The following is a 16,695-nucleotide window of genomic DNA, read 5'->3' as shown; positions in this document are numbered from 1 at the left end:
GATGAGACACAGTGTCGTTGGAAAATTCAACGAAAAACAAAACCATAAGGACTTACGTTCATGTTACATACTGCGAATAAAATGACGGTCATTGAAATCTCTGAGCCTGGCGGGCCAGAGGTTTTAACGCCCGTTGAGACAACGATTCCGGTGCCAAAGGCTGGGGAAATTTTGGTTCGCGTCGAGGCCGCAGGTGTGAATCGTCCTGACGTCATTCAGCGCCAGGGTCATTACCCTATGCCTGAAGGCGTAACCCCTATTCCTGGTCTTGAGGTCGCTGGAACGGTTTCATCAATTGGAGAAGGCGTCACGGGCGTAAAGATTGGTGACCGAGTCTGTGCCCTGACGAATGGCGGTGGTTATGGTGAGTATTGCATCGTGCCGGAAAGCCAGACACTGCCTGTGCCAGACAGTATGTCAATGATAGCAGCGGCGGCACTTCCTGAGACTCTGTTCACCGTCTGGGCAAACTTGTTCAAGATTGGTGGCGCAACACAAGGTCAGAGTGTTCTGATTCATGGGGGAACAAGTGGTATTGGCACAACCGCGTTGATGCTATGCCGCGAATTCGGTATCGAGGCATATGCGACGGCTGGATCAGATGATAAATGCGATGTGATCGCAGAACTTGGCGCTACGCCAGTCAACTACCGGACAACTGATTTTCCTGATTTCATTTTGAAGCAAACGGATGGCCGTGGCGTTGATATCATTCTCGATATAATGGGTGCATCCTATTTCTCCCGAAATATGAGGAGTTTAGGAATGGATGGCCGGCTGGTAATCATTGGCTTCCTTGGCGGAGCTTATGCAGAACAAGTGGATCTGCAAGAACTCGCGTTGAAGCGAGCGGTTGTCACGGGTTCAACGATGCGAGCACGAACTTCGGCCGAAAAAGCCGAAATTGCCAACGACTTGCTTAAAAATATCTGGCCGATTCTCAATGCAGGTCGTTGCCATCCCATGATTCACAGCACATTCCCGTTCCGCGAAGCCGCACGCGCGCATGCAATGATGGAATCCGGCAAGCATGTTGGAAAAATTGTGCTTACGATGAATTAGCATTCTGCCCGGCACAACTCCCACGATCACTGCATGAGTAAATGTAAATTGATCAATGCCCGCTAATATGGGATGTGATCCGGTTGGTGAGATGACGACTTCCTATCAACCATTTAATCCGAGACTCCAAAAAAACAGCCAGTCTGAGGCTGGCTGTTTAATCTGTACCTGTATGCAGCTAAAGAAGAGGAAAAGTTTATCGGGTCGAGTCCGTCGCCACTTTTCGTTTACTCAGTGATTTCAACGTGGATAGCTTCACTTCATGGATCAGAATCGCCCCCAAGATGCAGCCTCCGCCCAGCATCTGCATCGGCGAGACTAACTGACCTAAGAAAATAAAACCCAGCATCAAAGCAAAAATGGGTTCCGAAAGTTCAACCAGCTGAACCGTCTGGCTTTTCAAAATAGTCAGGGATTTGGTCGTGCACCAGAAACCGCCTATGGTAGGCAGCAGCGCCAGCAATAAGAGCGTTAACCAGACATCGCTTTCCACACCCACAAAGCCTGACATGGAAAAGGGAACAAACAGATACACCACCCCAAACAGCAGCAAGCCGCAAACCGGAACTAATCCGCCGCCAATGTTCAGTTTCTTATTGAGCACCAGAAACAGCCCGTAGCCCACACCCGCCAGGACCGCGAACACAAAACCGGTATTATCTGAACTGGCAATGCTCTCATTTTCCAGAAAGATCAGGTACAAACCCAGTACCGCGAACAATACCGACATCCATTCCTGCGCCACCAGGTTTCGCTTTTCAAACAGTGCGTTGGCAAAAAAGGTTACCAGGGTAGAGACACCGAACAGCAGGAAGACCACCACAGCAACATTCAGGGTTTCGTAAGATGCTGTTTCAAAAAAGTACAGCATGAAAAAGCCAAAGAAACTGCACACCGACAAGGCTTTCCACTTGGTTTTGATATAAGAAAGCAAAGTGGCGGTTTGGCCGGTGACAGCCAGTAACACCACAATGATCAGCAAGGCAACGACGCATTTATAAAATGCCACGGCTTCCGGTGAGAGGCCCGACTGAAACAAGTTCACACTCAGTATGCCAACCATGCCGTTAAAAAAAGCAGCAAGCAGTGCCAGAATGACACCAAAGGTATGTTTTCTATCCATGAAGTTTCTCTGTGTGTAGGGAAAAAGAGCATGCCAATTCACCATTGAGCCAGCTGACGTCAATTTTGCATGCTGGGGTCAGGCTACTATCAACAGCCTTACGCATCAACATGAATATTAAACAAAAATGCCATCAGGTCGCTGCCTGCTTTATTGCGGTGCTTATTTTTGCATTTACAGGTTGAACAATATGCAATAGTGTTAAATCCAACGTTTAACCGGTTGCGAACAACAAGGAGTGTTCAATGCGTCAATTACACGGCAGTTGCCTGTGCGGAACAGTCACCTTTTCATTGGATGACGATTTTTCTCACTTTTATTTGTGCCACTGCGATCAGTGCAAAAAGCTGACGGGATCAGCCCATGCTTCCAACCTCTTTACTCAGCCGCACAATATCCGGTGGGAGCAGGGTGAACAGGCCATCGTGCGATACAACCACCCGACACGCACCTTTTCCAATGCCTTTTGCGGCCAATGCGGCGCGAACCTGCCCTACTTATCCCAGAGCGGAAAAGCTCTGATCGTACCGGCAGGCTCACTGAACGAGTTGCCATCCAAATCCCCGGACTGTCAGATTTTCTGTGACGAGCAGGCACCCTGGCACCAAGCCGGTATGCAAACCAAACACCTGCCGGGATTTCCGGAATAACTCTTGCTGCTCACGAGTAAACGACAGTCAAAAATGGACCTCATCTTTCTCAACGGACCCAGCAGTTCAGGTAAAAGCGCGATTGCCCGCGAGCTGCAACACTGTCTGGACGATTATTATCTACATCTTGGTATCGACACCTTCATCGCGATGATGCCTGAAAAATCAAACCGCCTGAAAACACCGGATCAGCCCGCTGACGGGTTTTACTGGCGCTCGAAAAAACGAAACCAACACACCGTCCAGCGCATTACTTTTGGCGACTACGGCAAAGAGGTCAACGACGCTTACCGCACCACAGTCAGGCATTTACTCGATTCCGGCCTGCAAGTGATTGTCGACGATGCCATCAATGGCGCAGAAGAAATGGCTGTCTGGCAATCCGTCCTTGCCGGTAAACAATGCCTGTTCGTGGGGGTATTCTGTGCCGATGAACTTCTGATCCAACGGGAAAAACAACGGGGTGATCGTCTGGAAGGCTCTGCCATCGAGCAGGCAAGCCGGGTCCATGAGGGGATCCGGTACGATATTGAGATCAACACAGACACGCATTCCCCTCTGACCTGCGCACAGCAGATTCTGCGTACCATGAACCGCGATGCCAAGACCCGAGATGACATTTCCTGATCATTGTCTGATTATTTTTGCATTCAGCGCTTGATCTGAATTGCACTCATCTTCATATCAGAAGAATGCTCATTTTCTGAGCATCACCCGAAACCACAAATATCCGATTCAGCCCAACAGGAGCGCATCAATTATGGATTATCTGTACGCTATGGTTCTTTTTGCCGTGTCATCTTCCGTCACACCGGGGCCGAACAATATTATGGTGATGACTTCAGGGCTGAATTTCGGGGTGAAAAAAAGCCTGCCGCTGCTGAGTGGGATCTGTATGGGTTTTGCGATCATGCTGCTTTTGGTGGGCATCGGATTTGGTCAGTTATTTGAGCTGTTTCCCAGCCTGCATTTCATCATTAAATGCCTGGGCGTTCTTTACTTACTGTATCTGGCCTGGCTGATTGCCCGATCCGGGAATGTCGGCTCATCCGGCTCACAGGCACAACCCTTCAGTTTCATGAAAGGCGCGCTGTTTCAGTGGATTAACGCCAAAGCCTGGGTTGTCGCGACAGGTGCCATCGCTGCTTTCACCACAGTGGGAGCGGATTTTTATGGCCAGAATATGATGCTGGCGCTCACCTTCTTGCTGGTTTCCTTTCCGTGCGTTGGCGTCTGGCTGATGTTTGGATCCCTGCTGAAAAAAACACTGACTCAGGACAAGTATCGCCGTCTGTTTAACTACACCATGTCCGCGTTGCTGGTTGTCTCTGTGCTGCCTGTCGTGGGAGAGATCTGGAATCATCTGGCGTAATCACATGACAGATCAGGAATTGACACAAATGGGGAGCGCCCGGGTTTTTCTGAGAACGTACAACGACAGACCGTACATTGAGAAACACAATGCCAGCCCTGTTGAGATACGCTTTTATCAGGACATTGCCCCACAAATGAAGTGGTGTGGCATTCAGATCCCTGAGGTGTACCACTGTAATGCACACACAAACCAGTTACACCTTGAATATATTCCCCATTCAATGTCTCTGGAGGCCTTAAATGCCGACAGAAAAACGTTTCGCCAGCTGGCCGCCATTCATCATTACGCCATCCCCGCACAACAGCCGATTCGCCTCCACCAATGGACAATCCAGCAGACAGAACACGCTTTGAAACACCTGCAATTACCATCCGCTGCCGAACAGCAGTTGTGTCAGCTTCAAACAAAATCTTCCGATCTTTTTCTACCGATCGCCTGTTTATCCGGCGACAGTAATGCAGGCAACTGGGGACGGCGCGATCAGGGAGAGCTGGTTTTGTTCGACTGGGAACGATTTGGCCGGGGCAGCCCGGCCATCGATTTAGCCCCCTTGGTGAAGGGCATGGGGACTGTGGAAGACTATCAAGCCATTGCCCGTCGGTATCTGGCGTATTCGGCGTTAATGCCGGAAGACCAACTTATCCGACAAATTATCCTCGCCAAAGCCTGGATTGTGGTGGAGGTGGTCAATCTGCTGAAAGACCGAAAAAAGCGTCTGCGGAACAATATCTGAGCTGGTTTCGGCAGGTTATCCCCGATTGGCTCAATTTAGCTGCATGATCCGAAAATCATGCCTGTCATGGACTACACATTCAGACAGTTCCTCCCCCTTTTCAAGGGGGAGGTTAGGAGGGGGTTACTGAGTACAAATGCCAAATCCGTGCGCGCTGTTCGAACCCCACCCTAACCCTCCCCTTGCCAAGGGGAGGGAATATTTGTATTCGCAACACACGGACTGTCCCTGTAGTGGTCAACTAGTTCCGGACAGTCCCTCCCCCTTTCAAGGGGGAGGTAAATAAAAATTACCCAATGAATCGCGCGAGTGTCGGGACCCGGCTGAAGATCAGACGGTCGGCGAACAGCACAATTAAAATCGTGATCCCGGCCAGCGGGAAGCAGACGCCTAACACTGCAATCACAACCGTTGCGCCTTTCCACAGCGTCATATTTTTCGGTGCTGGCGGGGCAGAAAGCATGCGCTTGCCTTTCGGACGACGCAGCCACCACATCGCGATACCACTCAGGCAGATCATAATAAATGCCAGGCAGAGCACAGTGTTTGCTGCTTTATTCCACCAACCAAAGTCACCTTCGTGCAGCGCAATGCCCCACGCCATCACTTTTGCCATCGGGGAGTATTGATCGTACCTGATGTCAGCCAGAATCTTGCCGGTGTACTGGTCGATATGCAGGGTACGGTCCTGGGTGGCATCGTTAATATCGTTACTCATGGTGCTTTGCAGCACGCTGTATGCGCCCTGCTCACCTTCAGGCAGATTGACACGAAATGACGTAAAACCAAGCTGTCTGGCAAACGAAACAACCGATTCCAGATCCACCTGACCCGCAATGCCTTGATGGCCGGCATGAGAACCGGACACAGGCATGGGCGTTTGCTCCAGGTTCCACGGCACTTCTTCCAGTTCACCGTGGTTCATCTCTGCATGCTTGGTATCCGAGAGTGGCACATCCCCAAAGACTCCCGCGGGAAAACTATTCCATGCCTGCACCATCTTGCTGCCCCAAACCCCCGACCAGGACAGACCCGACAGCAGAAAAAGCAGCAAAAATACAGATGTTAATACCCCTATATTCGCGTGAAGATCGCGCCAGAACGTGCGTTTACCGCTGCTCAGACGAATGCGCAATGCACCTGCTCTGCTGACGTTGTCGCGCGGCCACCACATGTAAGTACCACTCACAATGAGGATCACGGCAAAGCTCGCCGCCAGCTCTATCAGGCGATCCCCGATGTCGCCAAAAAGCAGCGTGCCGTGTATTTCATTCGCCAGGGTGTAGAGGTTGTTATCGCGATCAAGCGTGCCCAGCACTTCAGCAGTGTAAGGGTTCACTGTGACAAACAAGCCGTGTCCATCGGCTGTCACCACCGCAAAACGAGCGGCATCTTCAGGCTGTTTTGGGGTTAAATATTGATTAATGGTGGCTTGGGGATAGGCTTGCTGAACGGCATTGAGCTGCTGACTGACAGGCAGGCTCTGGGTTGCCGGTTCGACAAAAAGCAGGTCTCTAAAACGGAGATTATCGATCGTTCCCGCATAGAGCATCATCAGGCCGGTCACCGCCAGCATGATCAAAAAAGGCACCACATACAACCCAGCATAAAAATGCCAGCGCCAGGCCGTCATGTAGCCGTTACGATGTTGTGATGGCAGCTTATCCTGCTGCGCCAGAGTCTCGTTATTATTTGTCATTGAGTTTCCTTCCAGTGCGAAAAAATACGCACAATTACACTGTTTCTGCCTGTAAAGCAGAAACAACCAGCATTGAAAAATATTTGGGAAATACGTCAACCGGGGATCAGGCAGATCGATCCCGGTTAGACCGCTGGCGGTGCTCTGGAAGGTGAAAGAAAATAATGCCACTGGTGAGGCGTGAACTGATAGGCACTGACGGGTTGTTCAATCCCTCGCTCACCCAGCCCCAGCCATCTGTCATCAATATGAGCCAGGCTGAAAACACCGATAGGGCAGTGCCCCTGAGTATCATGCTTGAGCTGATCTTTACCATCGGCCAGTTTAACGAGTTTAAAACCGCCCAGTGTACACAGGCTGGCCCAGGTGCCCGCCGGCTGATGATGGGCATTGACCACAGGCATGGCAATGATCAACAACCAGCTCAAAAAGCTGGCAACAATCATCATTCTGTGCAGTGGATTCCCGGGGCGCATTGATACTCTCATCCTTGATAGCGGTTGAATAGTAGATGTTGATAAAAGAATCTACAAGATAAAAACACCATTCGTGACTGATGAGCCGGAGAGCCTTGGTGGAAATCGACGCGTTGCATCAAATTCTGACAGTTCATCGCCTTTTCAAGGGAGGGAATGTTCGTGCAGAAACCAAGTACTAAACCGATATGTAAATCACAACATGATGAATTACTGAAGCTTTAATCCTCTACTCACACATTGGAAACATGCTGTTGTTTTCGGATACCCATGAACTATTTTTATGCTGACTCGCTTAGAACAATCGCCAGTCCGTGGTTATGAGTCGTCAGCGATATTTCTAGGATTCTTAAACCTAATTGCATTTTAAGGAGCTTACATGGCTTACGCACAATGGGTCAGCTATACCGTCATCGCAGATAACTGCAACCTGCAAGTGAAAAATGCGGAACATAGCTGGGGTAAATTTTATAAGTATGACAATAAAGATGATGAACTGTCGCCTGAAGAAGTGAATGGGCAAGTCGTCGAAATTGGGCAGGAAGGTTATAACATCGTAAGCTCCTGCGGTCGCTCTGATTCAGCTTCCGGTACCCAAGGTTCGTTTGATCTGTTCGACGGTTCAACAAAAGTCGTGACTCTGGTTTGGGATTGTCCCTGGGGCAGTAAGTCAAACAGCTGGTCTCAAACTGGCCAGAACCGCAATTATGTTGTGTCTGTGACAGGCGGCTCCATGAACTCTGGCGCCATTGGTGTCCTGACTGTGGAAGTGATCAAGAAACACGTCAGCTAATACAGAAGGCAGTGCGCAATTGTATCGTCCGCACTGCCGTTCTTTTATTCACCGGATGACGACACATATTCGCAATCACGCTTTGCTGCGCCAGAAAGTCTTTGTTAGCCCAAATAGTGCTCAGAAATGCTTTTAGTGCTTTGTCGCTGTCCGGATCGGTTGCAGGCACTCCCGGCACTGACTACCTATAAATTCGTCCAGAATTTTTCCCTGAGGATGTCAGCAAAATCAGGGCTGAGCCGCACTTTGTTAGAAACTATCCTTTAATAGACGTAAACTCTTAACTAGTTTAAGAAATTGAACCTTATTGAATATGTTTCTTCGGAGACAGAAAAGCGCACATATTTGCCCAGGTGAAAACAACCAGCCAAAGCTTCATGAAGCCGTTGTTTCTCAATTTCAGGCAGTATTCGACGCACAAAAGAGCAAGCAGTGACAGAAATTGTTCAAGATTAACATGATCGTAAATTAGAACAGTATGTTTTCAGCCAAAGGCCAATTGACCAGACGATTTGAAAGAAAAGTGACCGACAGTTCGAAGTATCGTCGCCCTGGAGCGGCAACATGTTATCAAGGTAAAGGTAGCATCGAAACGTTTTATTACGTGTTAGATATTTTTTCAAAGAAGATAGCTCACGAATAACCCCAGATGATGCGGATGAGAACATTGCGCTGTTCAGGCGTTTTGTGATGAACATAATAAAACAGTGTGACTATGGCGCCCTAAGCCAAAAATAAAACTGAAAAAGGTAGCTTGGAGAGATGATTATCGGACAAGGGATTTATTTGGGTTATAAAATAAGTAAAGGATGCTCCCACCCTGCTGCAACCACAGATTCGTACGGGTAATACCATGAGGATTAATTAGCCCGCATTAATTTATAGGCCTATTCACTCCCAGCACTGAAAGATCGTCGTGAAGATATTCCGGCCAACCTCCACTTTAAACTGGAGCGCTTTACTCGAAAAAATGGGAAATGCGTTCAATTTAGTAAAGAAGCAAAACTGAGTTTCTGCGATTTGCAAAATCGCCACATGCCCTCTGGCGGGGAATTTTCTGGGATATAACTGCAACCATTACCCGTTTATGTACGCTGGCCGACGCCGAACGTGTGCTCTTCAATATCAGCAGATTACAGAAATCGTCCAGTAATGACTCCAACCGCCTGCAAAAGTATCTAACAAAATTCGGACTGAAATGGTCGGATATTCATGTATAATAGTCGGTGTTCGGTTTATGCCAAACACCGAAATAATTCATTCATGCATCCACTTTTAATCGAAGGTCAGCTCGAAATCATCTGGGATCATACATGCGTTGTATCATTCGCCTGTCTTTCCCGAGTTCACTTTCTTCATTTTTTGATGAATATCCAACAAGATCTTCTCCGTTTCTTGCCAACCAACGCAGCTATCCGTAATAGAAACGCCATATTTCATTTGCTCACGTTGTTCAAGAATAGGTTGATTCCCTTCGTAAAGGTGACTCTCAAGCATTAATCCGACAATATGGCGATTTCCCTGCATAATTTGAGTGATCACTGAATCGACGACAATGGACTGACGACGAAAATCTTTCTCTGAATTCCCATGGCTACAATCAACTACAACGTTCGGTCTGACACCGAGTTTCTTCAATTCCGACACATGTCTTATTACATCCTCATGACTATAATTGGGTGACTTTCCGCCACGAAGAATAATATGACCATGTGAATTTCCTGGCGTTCTCATCAAGCAAACTTTTCCGTCTTCATTCACACCAATATAGCTATGCGATAATGACGATGACTGTATGGCATGAATTGCAGGTAAGACACTGCCACTGGTCGAGTTTTTATAGCCAACGGGCATTGATAGACCTGATGCAAGCTCACGATGTATTTGAGACTCAGCAGTTCTGGCACCAACTGCTGCCCAGCTAAAAATATCATTAAAATAGTGTGAAATGTTTGGATCAAGCACTTCCGTTGCTAACGGTATACCAAGTTGAACAAGACGAGTTAAAAAATCTCTCGATACTTTTAACCCTTGTTCAATATTGCAACTCCCATCCATATTGGGATCGTTGATCAATCCCTTCCATCCGGAGACAGTACGCGGTTTTTCAAGATAAGCCCGCATTACAATAAAGATTTGACCTTCAACTTTTTCAGATATCCGCTTCAATCGCTGTGCATACTCAATAGCAGCATAAGGATCATGAATAGAACATGGCCCACAAATCACGAGTAATCTGGGATCATTGCCATCAATGATGTTACAAATAGTTTTTCTAAACTTATTAATTTCGAACTTTTCATTTGCTGATATCGGATATTGAGACTTCAACAAAGAAGGGGATATAAAATCTAATCCACAGCATTCAATATCATTTACTTCAAGAATATTTTCCATAATAAACCGATTCAATTCATTCTTTAAAAAATGACGTTTCAAGGCCAATACAAAACATCATCTCATCCATAGACACAGCCACTTTCAGCATAGACTTATCAAAAGTGGGTTTGAACTTGATCAAAAAAGTAATAGATAGAACAGAATTTTCAAATCATTTTTGATAATGAAAAATAGCAGCTCCCCATTTTAAACCTGTTGAAATGGTACTCATGATAATATCATCACCTGGCTTTATCATCTCTCTATCCACCAAAACATCCAACGATATTAGTAAATCAGCACAACCTGCATGTCCCACTTCAGATAACAATTCCAAATTACTTCTATCTGTTGGTATATCTAATTTCGCACATAAACTTTCAATGCTTTGCTGACCTTCCAATGTTTGAATAAGAAACGGGTTTTCTATTTTCTTTTTACTTTTCGAGATAACCTTATTAATAATATTAATATTATTCTCAGCGCGCAGGGTCAAAAAATCATTTAAAGCATCTGCGTCGAAATTATAAATATCTGCGATACGTTCACGTCCCAATTTGTCATGACGCGCATCAAACGCTTCCGTGACATATGGTTGCAGACCACCACCATGCTCAACACGCATCATGTCCACAAAGCGACAATCTGATATATCTTCAGCACCGAGATAGTGTAAAGCAGCCCCATCCATCTCCCAATGCTCAGACGCAACCAATGCGACAGCCGCACCATCACTCAAGATGGCATTCATTAAACCAAATCTGTCTTGATGCGCTTCGCTAATACGCTGAGCAACCACCACAAGGCCAACTTTATCTGCAGATTGTTTTTTCAAGAGAGACGCAGCATGTTCCCAGACACTAATGCCACTATTACACCCCTCAACAATATTAATTGTTCGAATATCTTTACAAGATAATTCTGCTCCGACCTGGCACGCAAAATCAATTCCAATATAGTCAGGTACACCCGATTGACCAGCAACGATAAAGCCAATATCTTCAGGACGAATCCGTGCTTTTAATAAAGCTTTTTTTGCTGCAATACCAGCCATTTCTCTGACACTTCCCGGTTCTTTCCAAAATTGAGCGTACCCGGCAAATTTCAGTGTATTTAATTGCATCTGATTTGGGTGGTCGACCCTTTCCAAGTGTTCTGACACTGATAGCTGGCTGCCCATACTGATTATTTTCATGAAATCAATCTACCCTTTTAATTGTGATAATTCGACATCTGATATTTTAGCGCCAAGTAATTGTGTGACATTCACTAAAATTTTATCTCTTTTTTTAACGTCTCAGATATTTTCATGGCAATAATGGAGTTGCCACCCATCTCAATCAGATTATCACTAACTCTGATATCATTTTCTCCGAGGACGACCTTGATTTCACATAGTAATATTTCTAGCATCTCGTGATTACTGTTCATATAGCCTCTTTTCTAATTCTGCCTTATTTGTTTTTCCTCGAATATTCATTGGCCAATCATTTTGTGGAATCATCAAATAGCGTGCAGGTCGCAGCCAAGGAGATAGCTTCGCACAGAATGTCCTTAAGTCTCTGGTCGTCAATAAACTATCAGACATCACATTAATACAAGCACATAAAATGGATAAGTCCTCTGATTTATTTTCAACCAGCACAACGGCTTCGCCAACACCAGGAATTGACTGTAAATACTCTTCAATTTCTAATAAATCGATCCGAAAACCATTCACCTTCACAAATCCGCCTGTCCGCTTGATATAATGAAAGACATCATCATAATCAACTGAGCAAATATCACCCGTCTTATATATATTATTCTCCAGAGGTCGCCCTTCATAACCTTCAAAAACCTGACCACCTTGTAATAAAAGCTCTCCGACGTGTTCGTTCTCCTGACTTCCAAGAGAAAAAATCATGTCGTGAAATGCTTTTCCGATCGGTATTGAACCGTTCAGAATATCTTGCTCAGTCACAGTATGTGCTGAGCAAAATATTGTTGCCTCCGAGGGACCATATGTATTCACTAACTTCACTTGTTGGCCATTAAATTCAGAAAAAAATGGCCTAACTGTTTCCACAGAAAGCTTTTCACCACAAAAAAGTATTTCTTCAAGTGACAGCTTTGTCACATCCTGAGGCTGAACCTCACTAAAAATAAAACGGAATTCCGAAGGTGTTACCATGATTTGGTTGACATGGTTTTCTTCGAGGACACGCCATATGCTACTTGGCTCTCTTTTTTCTTCCTCGCTGAGAATCACCAGTCCACCACCATAAAACAAACACCCCATGATTTCCCATATTGATAAATCAAATGACAAATCATGTAACCATAACCATCTTCTCTTCGCTGGTATGTCGAATTCTATATCGACATTCTTGAGAAAAGATGTAAGCTGCCGTGCATAAATTGGGACAATTTTGGGTTCGCCGGTTGTCCCTGAAGTTCTGACACAATAAATCTCAGTACCCGAACGAGAATGAGGATTTCTTGGGATTGTTCGTTCAGGAAATATCGATAAAAATCCCGCCTCCATCGAAACTTGATCCAGCAAATCAAACTCAAACGTCAGAGAGAATATCGCTGCACAAGATGTATCTCTTGCAAATTTAATTTTACTTTCAGGTTCTAAACTTCTTGGCACATAAATAAATGAAATACCAGAAAGCAGACATGCAATAATAATAGAGTAAAGCTCACTTGATCTTGGCGCATCCAGTGCTAATCGATGACCTTTATCAAGACCTGCTTCTGCGAATTGCTCTGAAATATCTAGCGCTGTTCGGATGACCTGCTGATAACTGAAAGTTACCTGGCCACAGATCAGCGCTTCTTTATCCGGTTGTGTTAAAAGTAACCATTCTAATTTTTCATTCAGACATGTAAGACTTGTATTTACATGGCAAAATTCTGAGGTGATGTTCATATCATTTCCATATTAATATCTCTCATACAGACATCATTAATTAGACTCAATACTCTATGAGAGATGAACGATTAAAACATTCTTGACAGTGAAACCGGATCAGCATTGAGCAATGTTAGGCCAATCATTTCCTCTGGTATGAACTTTGAAAATCCGCCATGTCGAGCACCGACATTCACATCACGCCAGATTTTCTCTAGCGGGCAGCTGGTATCCAAACCGGATGAACCATAAATCCACAACAGGGATTGCACGATTTCAGTACAACCTTTCATCACCTGAGTTGCCCTGGCTCTAATCTCAACCCGGTCCTTATCCGATAAAGGAGCCGATACCTGATCAACGGCATGATCAACGATGCTGGCGTTATACTCTGCCGCACGTATCAGTAGATCTAAATTGCTTTTCAAACGACCTAATTCGTACCTGACAGGACCCGAATCTCGCATTGAAGCATAAGTGCTGCCACCGATAGGCCGTTGCAAATTGGCTACCACATAATCAAGCGCAGATTCGGTTGCACCTAAAATTGTGCCAACCAGGCAGTTCATCAACACGCCGGTGAAATACCCCGCGTACGAGCGCCCTTCAAATCGGCCATCCAAACTGCCTTGCAATATTGGCTGATAATTCACAGTGAATGATTCAGGGATCATGACATCACACGCTTGAATCGTGACACTTTGTGTGCCAAGTAATCCGGTTGAATGCCAGGGTGAAGTGATCTTGAGTGCCTGAGACGGCATAACAACAACCTTCACTATCCCCTCGTTTGTTGCAGCCAAACCGAAAAAGTAGGATGACAATGGATAACCGGATGCATACTTCCACTCCCCATTTAAGCGCCATCCTGTGCCATTTTCGTCAGGAACCAGAGTACCAGGACGCCCCAGCACCATTGACAGCATCGAATTCTCGTTCATGTTCGCAAGAACAGTCTCAGGAAGATCAAAGTTTGCTTTCATTGACCATGAAGAATTCGAAACGCCAACGAGCCAGCCAAGTGAGGCATCTATCTTGCCAAGGGACCGACAAACAGAAACCACATCACCCAACAGGCCTGGGCCATTTAATGGGCTCTCGTCAAGAATTCTTAGTAACGAGCTATTCTGGAGCACTTGAATCGTCTGGTTTGATAATATTTCCGAACCATCTTCAAGCGCATAGGATGCAATCAATGCATCAATATTAGCGCTCAAATTTTTATGCGGAACAGCTTTATAATTGCTCAAAGGAACCTCTCAATAACTGCATATTTTCCATTGATTTTTCACAAATCATTTCGACAAATGGTTTTGAAGTTGCAATTCTCAGCGGCATTTTGGTTTGATCAAACATCTGCCAGAAAAAAGGTAAACTTGCTGTCGGGTCTTCTACTTGAAAGCCACAGCTTACACGACTTTTCAGTGCTTCTTCGTCATAGAAATCACTCACCTTCTGCCTTTTTGCGGAAACAGTTGCCCAGCCGGTTTTGTGCGGACCCGGCTCGATAATGCCAACCTGAATAGGCGTATCTTCAAGTTCGAGTCTCAAGGTTTCACCTAATGCCTCAATGGCATACTTACTTATCTGATAAGCACCCAAAAGTGGCCAGCAAGCAACACCACTCATACTGGAAACCAACAAAATTCTTGCTTCTTCCAAAGTCCGCATCAATGGCAGTAACGGTCTGATGACGTTCAGCGTTCCTTCAACGTTCGTTTCGAACTGCTCTCTCAGTTGCTGATTAGATAAATCTTCCAGTGTCCCGAATTGTGCATAGCCAGCGCACGTCACCACGCGATTTGGTGTACCAACCTGATGGGCTAATGCCGTCAGCTGTTCTTTCAGACCTTTTTCATCACGGACATCAGCAATACAAGGGATAAATCGTTCCGAATAAAGTGAAACCATCTCTTCTGCTGATGCTTCAGAGCGAGTAATTCCGATCACGATTTCCTTTCGTTCATTGATAATAGATTCAGTCCATGCACGACCAAGTCCGCTGGAGCAACCACTCACAACCCAGATATTCATAGTATTTGTCCCTTAATAATTCTTAACTTTGCACCGTTTCATTTTCCGTTTTTGTATGCTCTCGAGATAACCAAGCACCCAGGCCAACACAGCCAGCGATGACCAGCAAACATGCGAAAGCTGCATAAGCGACGACTGGAGAATAAGGCTGTAAAGCATTTTCTTCGGCAAAGCCAAATAACTGACTATTTCGAACCATATAATCAAAAAGCAATGCAACAATGACGCTCCCAAGTGCACTCAGTAATTGACGCGTACTATTAAAAAATGCAGCGGCACGACCAATAACCTGAGGTGATATATCTCTTAAAGCGAGGTTTGCCAAAGGAGCAAAAGCTAAGCCCGTTCCTATTCCTGCAAATATCATTGCGATCACCGTCATGACAAATGCATTCAATCCGCCAGCCATCGTGAGACCAACCCCCCTAAGAGCAAAGCAGAGAAAGCAAGCGATAAGAGACCATAGCGAATAATTACTTCAGGTTCTGTTTTATCCGAGAGACTGCCTGCAACTGGCCCGACGACTGCATTCGCCAACGCGATTGTTACCATAATGATACTGATAAAAACAGGACCAAAATTCATTCTTATCTCAATGAGATAAGCCAGCGGCAAATAAAGAGACGTCAGTCCTAAACCTAATAAACCTGAGATAAGACACGTTCTCATAAATTTTATATCTTTCCAGATTTCAAAAGGTAAAACATATGCAGACCGATGAGAAATCTCATGTCTTAATAACCAGAATGTACCTAAAATACCAAGCGCTAAAAATGCCAGAACTTTATAGATGTTTTCAGCGCTCTCATGAATCAGTTGTAAACTGAGAATGACAATGGCAATAGAAAAGCTGAATAGTCCGTTAAACACGAGCTCTTTCAACTTCAGGCCATTCCCTTGTGTCTTTGGTAAATAGATCGATGTCACCAACAGTCCAATCATGGCGACGGGTATATTAATCCACATGACCCATCGCCAGTCAGACACCTGTAAGAAGAATTGCGTGACAACCGGGCCTGTTGCCGTCGCTATCCCTGCCACAGCGCCCCAGATACCAAATGCTTTTCCCCTGCCACCTTCAGCAAAGATAATGGAAATAAAAGCCATACTTTGAGGTGTTAATAAGCCAGCACCAACGCCCATGATGGCACGGCCGATAATGACCTGATTTAAAGTTTCTCCATAACCACTGAGTAAAGCGCCAAATGAGAGAAGGAGTAAAGCGCTCGATACCAGAAGTTTGCGATTGTATGCATCGCCAAGGCGACCACCTAATAGCAGAAATGCTGCATAAGAAATTAAATAGCTGTTATTCACCCACGCAGCCATCGCAGGGGTGACACCAAAGTCTTTAATTAATGATGTATAAATCAATGGAACTGTGGTTGTATCCATCATTACGATGAAAAATCCAAGACACAGACCACCAAAGGCCATTTTATTCTGACTCATATTCAGATCCTAGTTCAGTT

General features: G+C 45.6%; 17 protein-coding genes. 6 read left to right on the top strand and 11 right to left on the bottom strand.

From position 1 onward, the window contains the following. Window positions 1-60: 60 nt before the first annotated feature. Complete coding sequence (locus tag P4S53_RS05595) at window positions 61-1,062, top strand: NAD(P)H-quinone oxidoreductase (protein WP_337111786.1); 1,002 nt, start codon at window positions 61-63, stop codon at window positions 1,060-1,062. 196 nt (window positions 1,063-1,258) lie between these two features. Here P4S53_RS05595 and P4S53_RS05590 read toward each other — a convergent pair whose 3' ends face one another. Beyond that, window positions 1,259-2,185 (bottom strand): DMT family transporter, encoded by a 927-nt coding sequence (locus P4S53_RS05590; protein ID WP_337111785.1) that lies wholly within the window; start codon window positions 2,183-2,185, stop codon window positions 1,259-1,261. A gap of 245 nt (window positions 2,186-2,430) precedes the next feature. Between P4S53_RS05590 and P4S53_RS05585 the strand changes: the two genes are divergently transcribed. The 4 genes from P4S53_RS05585 to P4S53_RS05570 all read left to right on the top strand — a co-directional run bounded on the left by P4S53_RS05585 (window position 2,431) and on the right by P4S53_RS05570 (window position 4,943). Next, a complete protein-coding gene (locus P4S53_RS05585; protein WP_337111784.1) occupies window positions 2,431-2,835 on the top strand; it encodes a GFA family protein in 405 nt (134 codons plus the stop codon). A gap of 33 nt (window positions 2,836-2,868) precedes the next feature. Beyond that, complete coding sequence (locus P4S53_RS05580) at window positions 2,869-3,462, top strand: chloramphenicol phosphotransferase CPT family protein (protein ID WP_337111783.1); 594 nt, start codon at window positions 2,869-2,871, stop codon at window positions 3,460-3,462. A 133-nt stretch (window positions 3,463-3,595) separates the two neighbouring features. After that, a complete protein-coding gene (locus P4S53_RS05575; protein ID WP_337111782.1) occupies window positions 3,596-4,207 on the top strand; it encodes a LysE family translocator in 612 nt (203 codons plus the stop codon). A 4-nt stretch (window positions 4,208-4,211) separates the two neighbouring features. Next, on the top strand, window positions 4,212-4,943 hold the full coding sequence (locus P4S53_RS05570; protein ID WP_337111781.1) for a phosphotransferase family protein: 732 nt from the start codon (window positions 4,212-4,214) through the stop codon (window positions 4,941-4,943). A 289-nt stretch (window positions 4,944-5,232) separates the two neighbouring features. Here the strand turns inward: P4S53_RS05570 and P4S53_RS05565 are convergent, their stop codons facing one another. After that, window positions 5,233-6,642, bottom strand: a complete 1,410-nt coding sequence (locus P4S53_RS05565; protein ID WP_337111780.1) for a PepSY-associated TM helix domain-containing protein — start codon at window positions 6,640-6,642, stop codon at window positions 5,233-5,235. 125 nt (window positions 6,643-6,767) lie between these two features. Beyond that, window positions 6,768-7,118, bottom strand: a complete 351-nt coding sequence (locus P4S53_RS05560; RefSeq protein ID WP_337111779.1) for a hypothetical protein — start codon at window positions 7,116-7,118, stop codon at window positions 6,768-6,770. Between the two features lie 379 nt (window positions 7,119-7,497). On the opposite strand from P4S53_RS05560, the gene P4S53_RS05555 reads away from it, so the two are divergent. Next, window positions 7,498-7,911 (top strand): aegerolysin family protein, encoded by a 414-nt coding sequence (locus P4S53_RS05555; RefSeq protein WP_337111778.1) that lies wholly within the window; start codon window positions 7,498-7,500, stop codon window positions 7,909-7,911. Window positions 7,912-9,234: 1,323 nt separating this feature from the next. On the opposite strand, the gene P4S53_RS05550 is transcribed toward P4S53_RS05555, so the two are convergent. The 8 genes from P4S53_RS05550 to P4S53_RS05520 form a co-directional block, all read right to left on the bottom strand. Beyond that, window positions 9,235-10,308 carry a 3-deoxy-7-phosphoheptulonate synthase gene (locus P4S53_RS05550; protein WP_337112069.1) on the bottom strand — a complete coding sequence of 358 codons (1,074 nt, stop codon included), beginning with the start codon at window positions 10,306-10,308 and terminating at the stop codon, window positions 9,235-9,237. 154 nt (window positions 10,309-10,462) lie between these two features. Continuing rightward, window positions 10,463-11,485, bottom strand: a complete 1,023-nt coding sequence (locus P4S53_RS05545; protein WP_337111777.1) for a 3-oxoacyl-[acyl-carrier-protein] synthase III C-terminal domain-containing protein — start codon at window positions 11,483-11,485, stop codon at window positions 10,463-10,465. A gap of 74 nt (window positions 11,486-11,559) precedes the next feature. Further along, window positions 11,560-11,703 carry a phosphopantetheine-binding protein gene (locus tag P4S53_RS22600; RefSeq protein WP_442958640.1) on the bottom strand — a complete coding sequence of 48 codons (144 nt, stop codon included), beginning with the start codon at window positions 11,701-11,703 and terminating at the stop codon, window positions 11,560-11,562. Window positions 11,704-11,710: 7 nt separating this feature from the next. Continuing rightward, entirely contained in the window at window positions 11,711-13,207 is a 1,497-nt protein-coding gene (locus P4S53_RS05540; RefSeq protein ID WP_337111776.1) for an AMP-binding protein, read from the bottom strand. 71 nt (window positions 13,208-13,278) lie between these two features. Further along, window positions 13,279-14,439, bottom strand: coding sequence for a hypothetical protein (locus tag P4S53_RS05535; protein WP_337111775.1), 1,161 nt, complete (start codon window positions 14,437-14,439; stop codon window positions 13,279-13,281). Then, complete coding sequence (locus P4S53_RS05530; protein WP_337111774.1) at window positions 14,426-15,223, bottom strand: SDR family NAD(P)-dependent oxidoreductase; 798 nt, start codon at window positions 15,221-15,223, stop codon at window positions 14,426-14,428. Before P4S53_RS05530 ends, P4S53_RS05535 begins: the two co-directional genes overlap by 14 nt. Window positions 15,224-15,245: 22 nt before the next feature. Next, window positions 15,246-15,632 carry a hypothetical protein gene (locus P4S53_RS05525; protein ID WP_337111773.1) on the bottom strand — a complete coding sequence of 129 codons (387 nt, stop codon included), beginning with the start codon at window positions 15,630-15,632 and terminating at the stop codon, window positions 15,246-15,248. Continuing rightward, window positions 15,617-16,675 (bottom strand): MFS transporter, encoded by a 1,059-nt coding sequence (locus P4S53_RS05520; protein ID WP_337111772.1) that lies wholly within the window; start codon window positions 16,673-16,675, stop codon window positions 15,617-15,619. The genes P4S53_RS05525 and P4S53_RS05520 overlap by 16 nt, the downstream gene beginning before the upstream one ends. Between the last annotated feature and the right edge of the window lie 20 nt (window positions 16,676-16,695).

The organism is Photobacterium sp. Hal280, from assembly GCF_037162255.1.
Lineage (GTDB): Bacteria > Pseudomonadota > Gammaproteobacteria > Enterobacterales > Vibrionaceae > Photobacterium.
The sequence above is the reverse complement of the archived record's forward strand: the minus strand, read 5'-3'. Positions and strand labels throughout refer to the sequence as shown.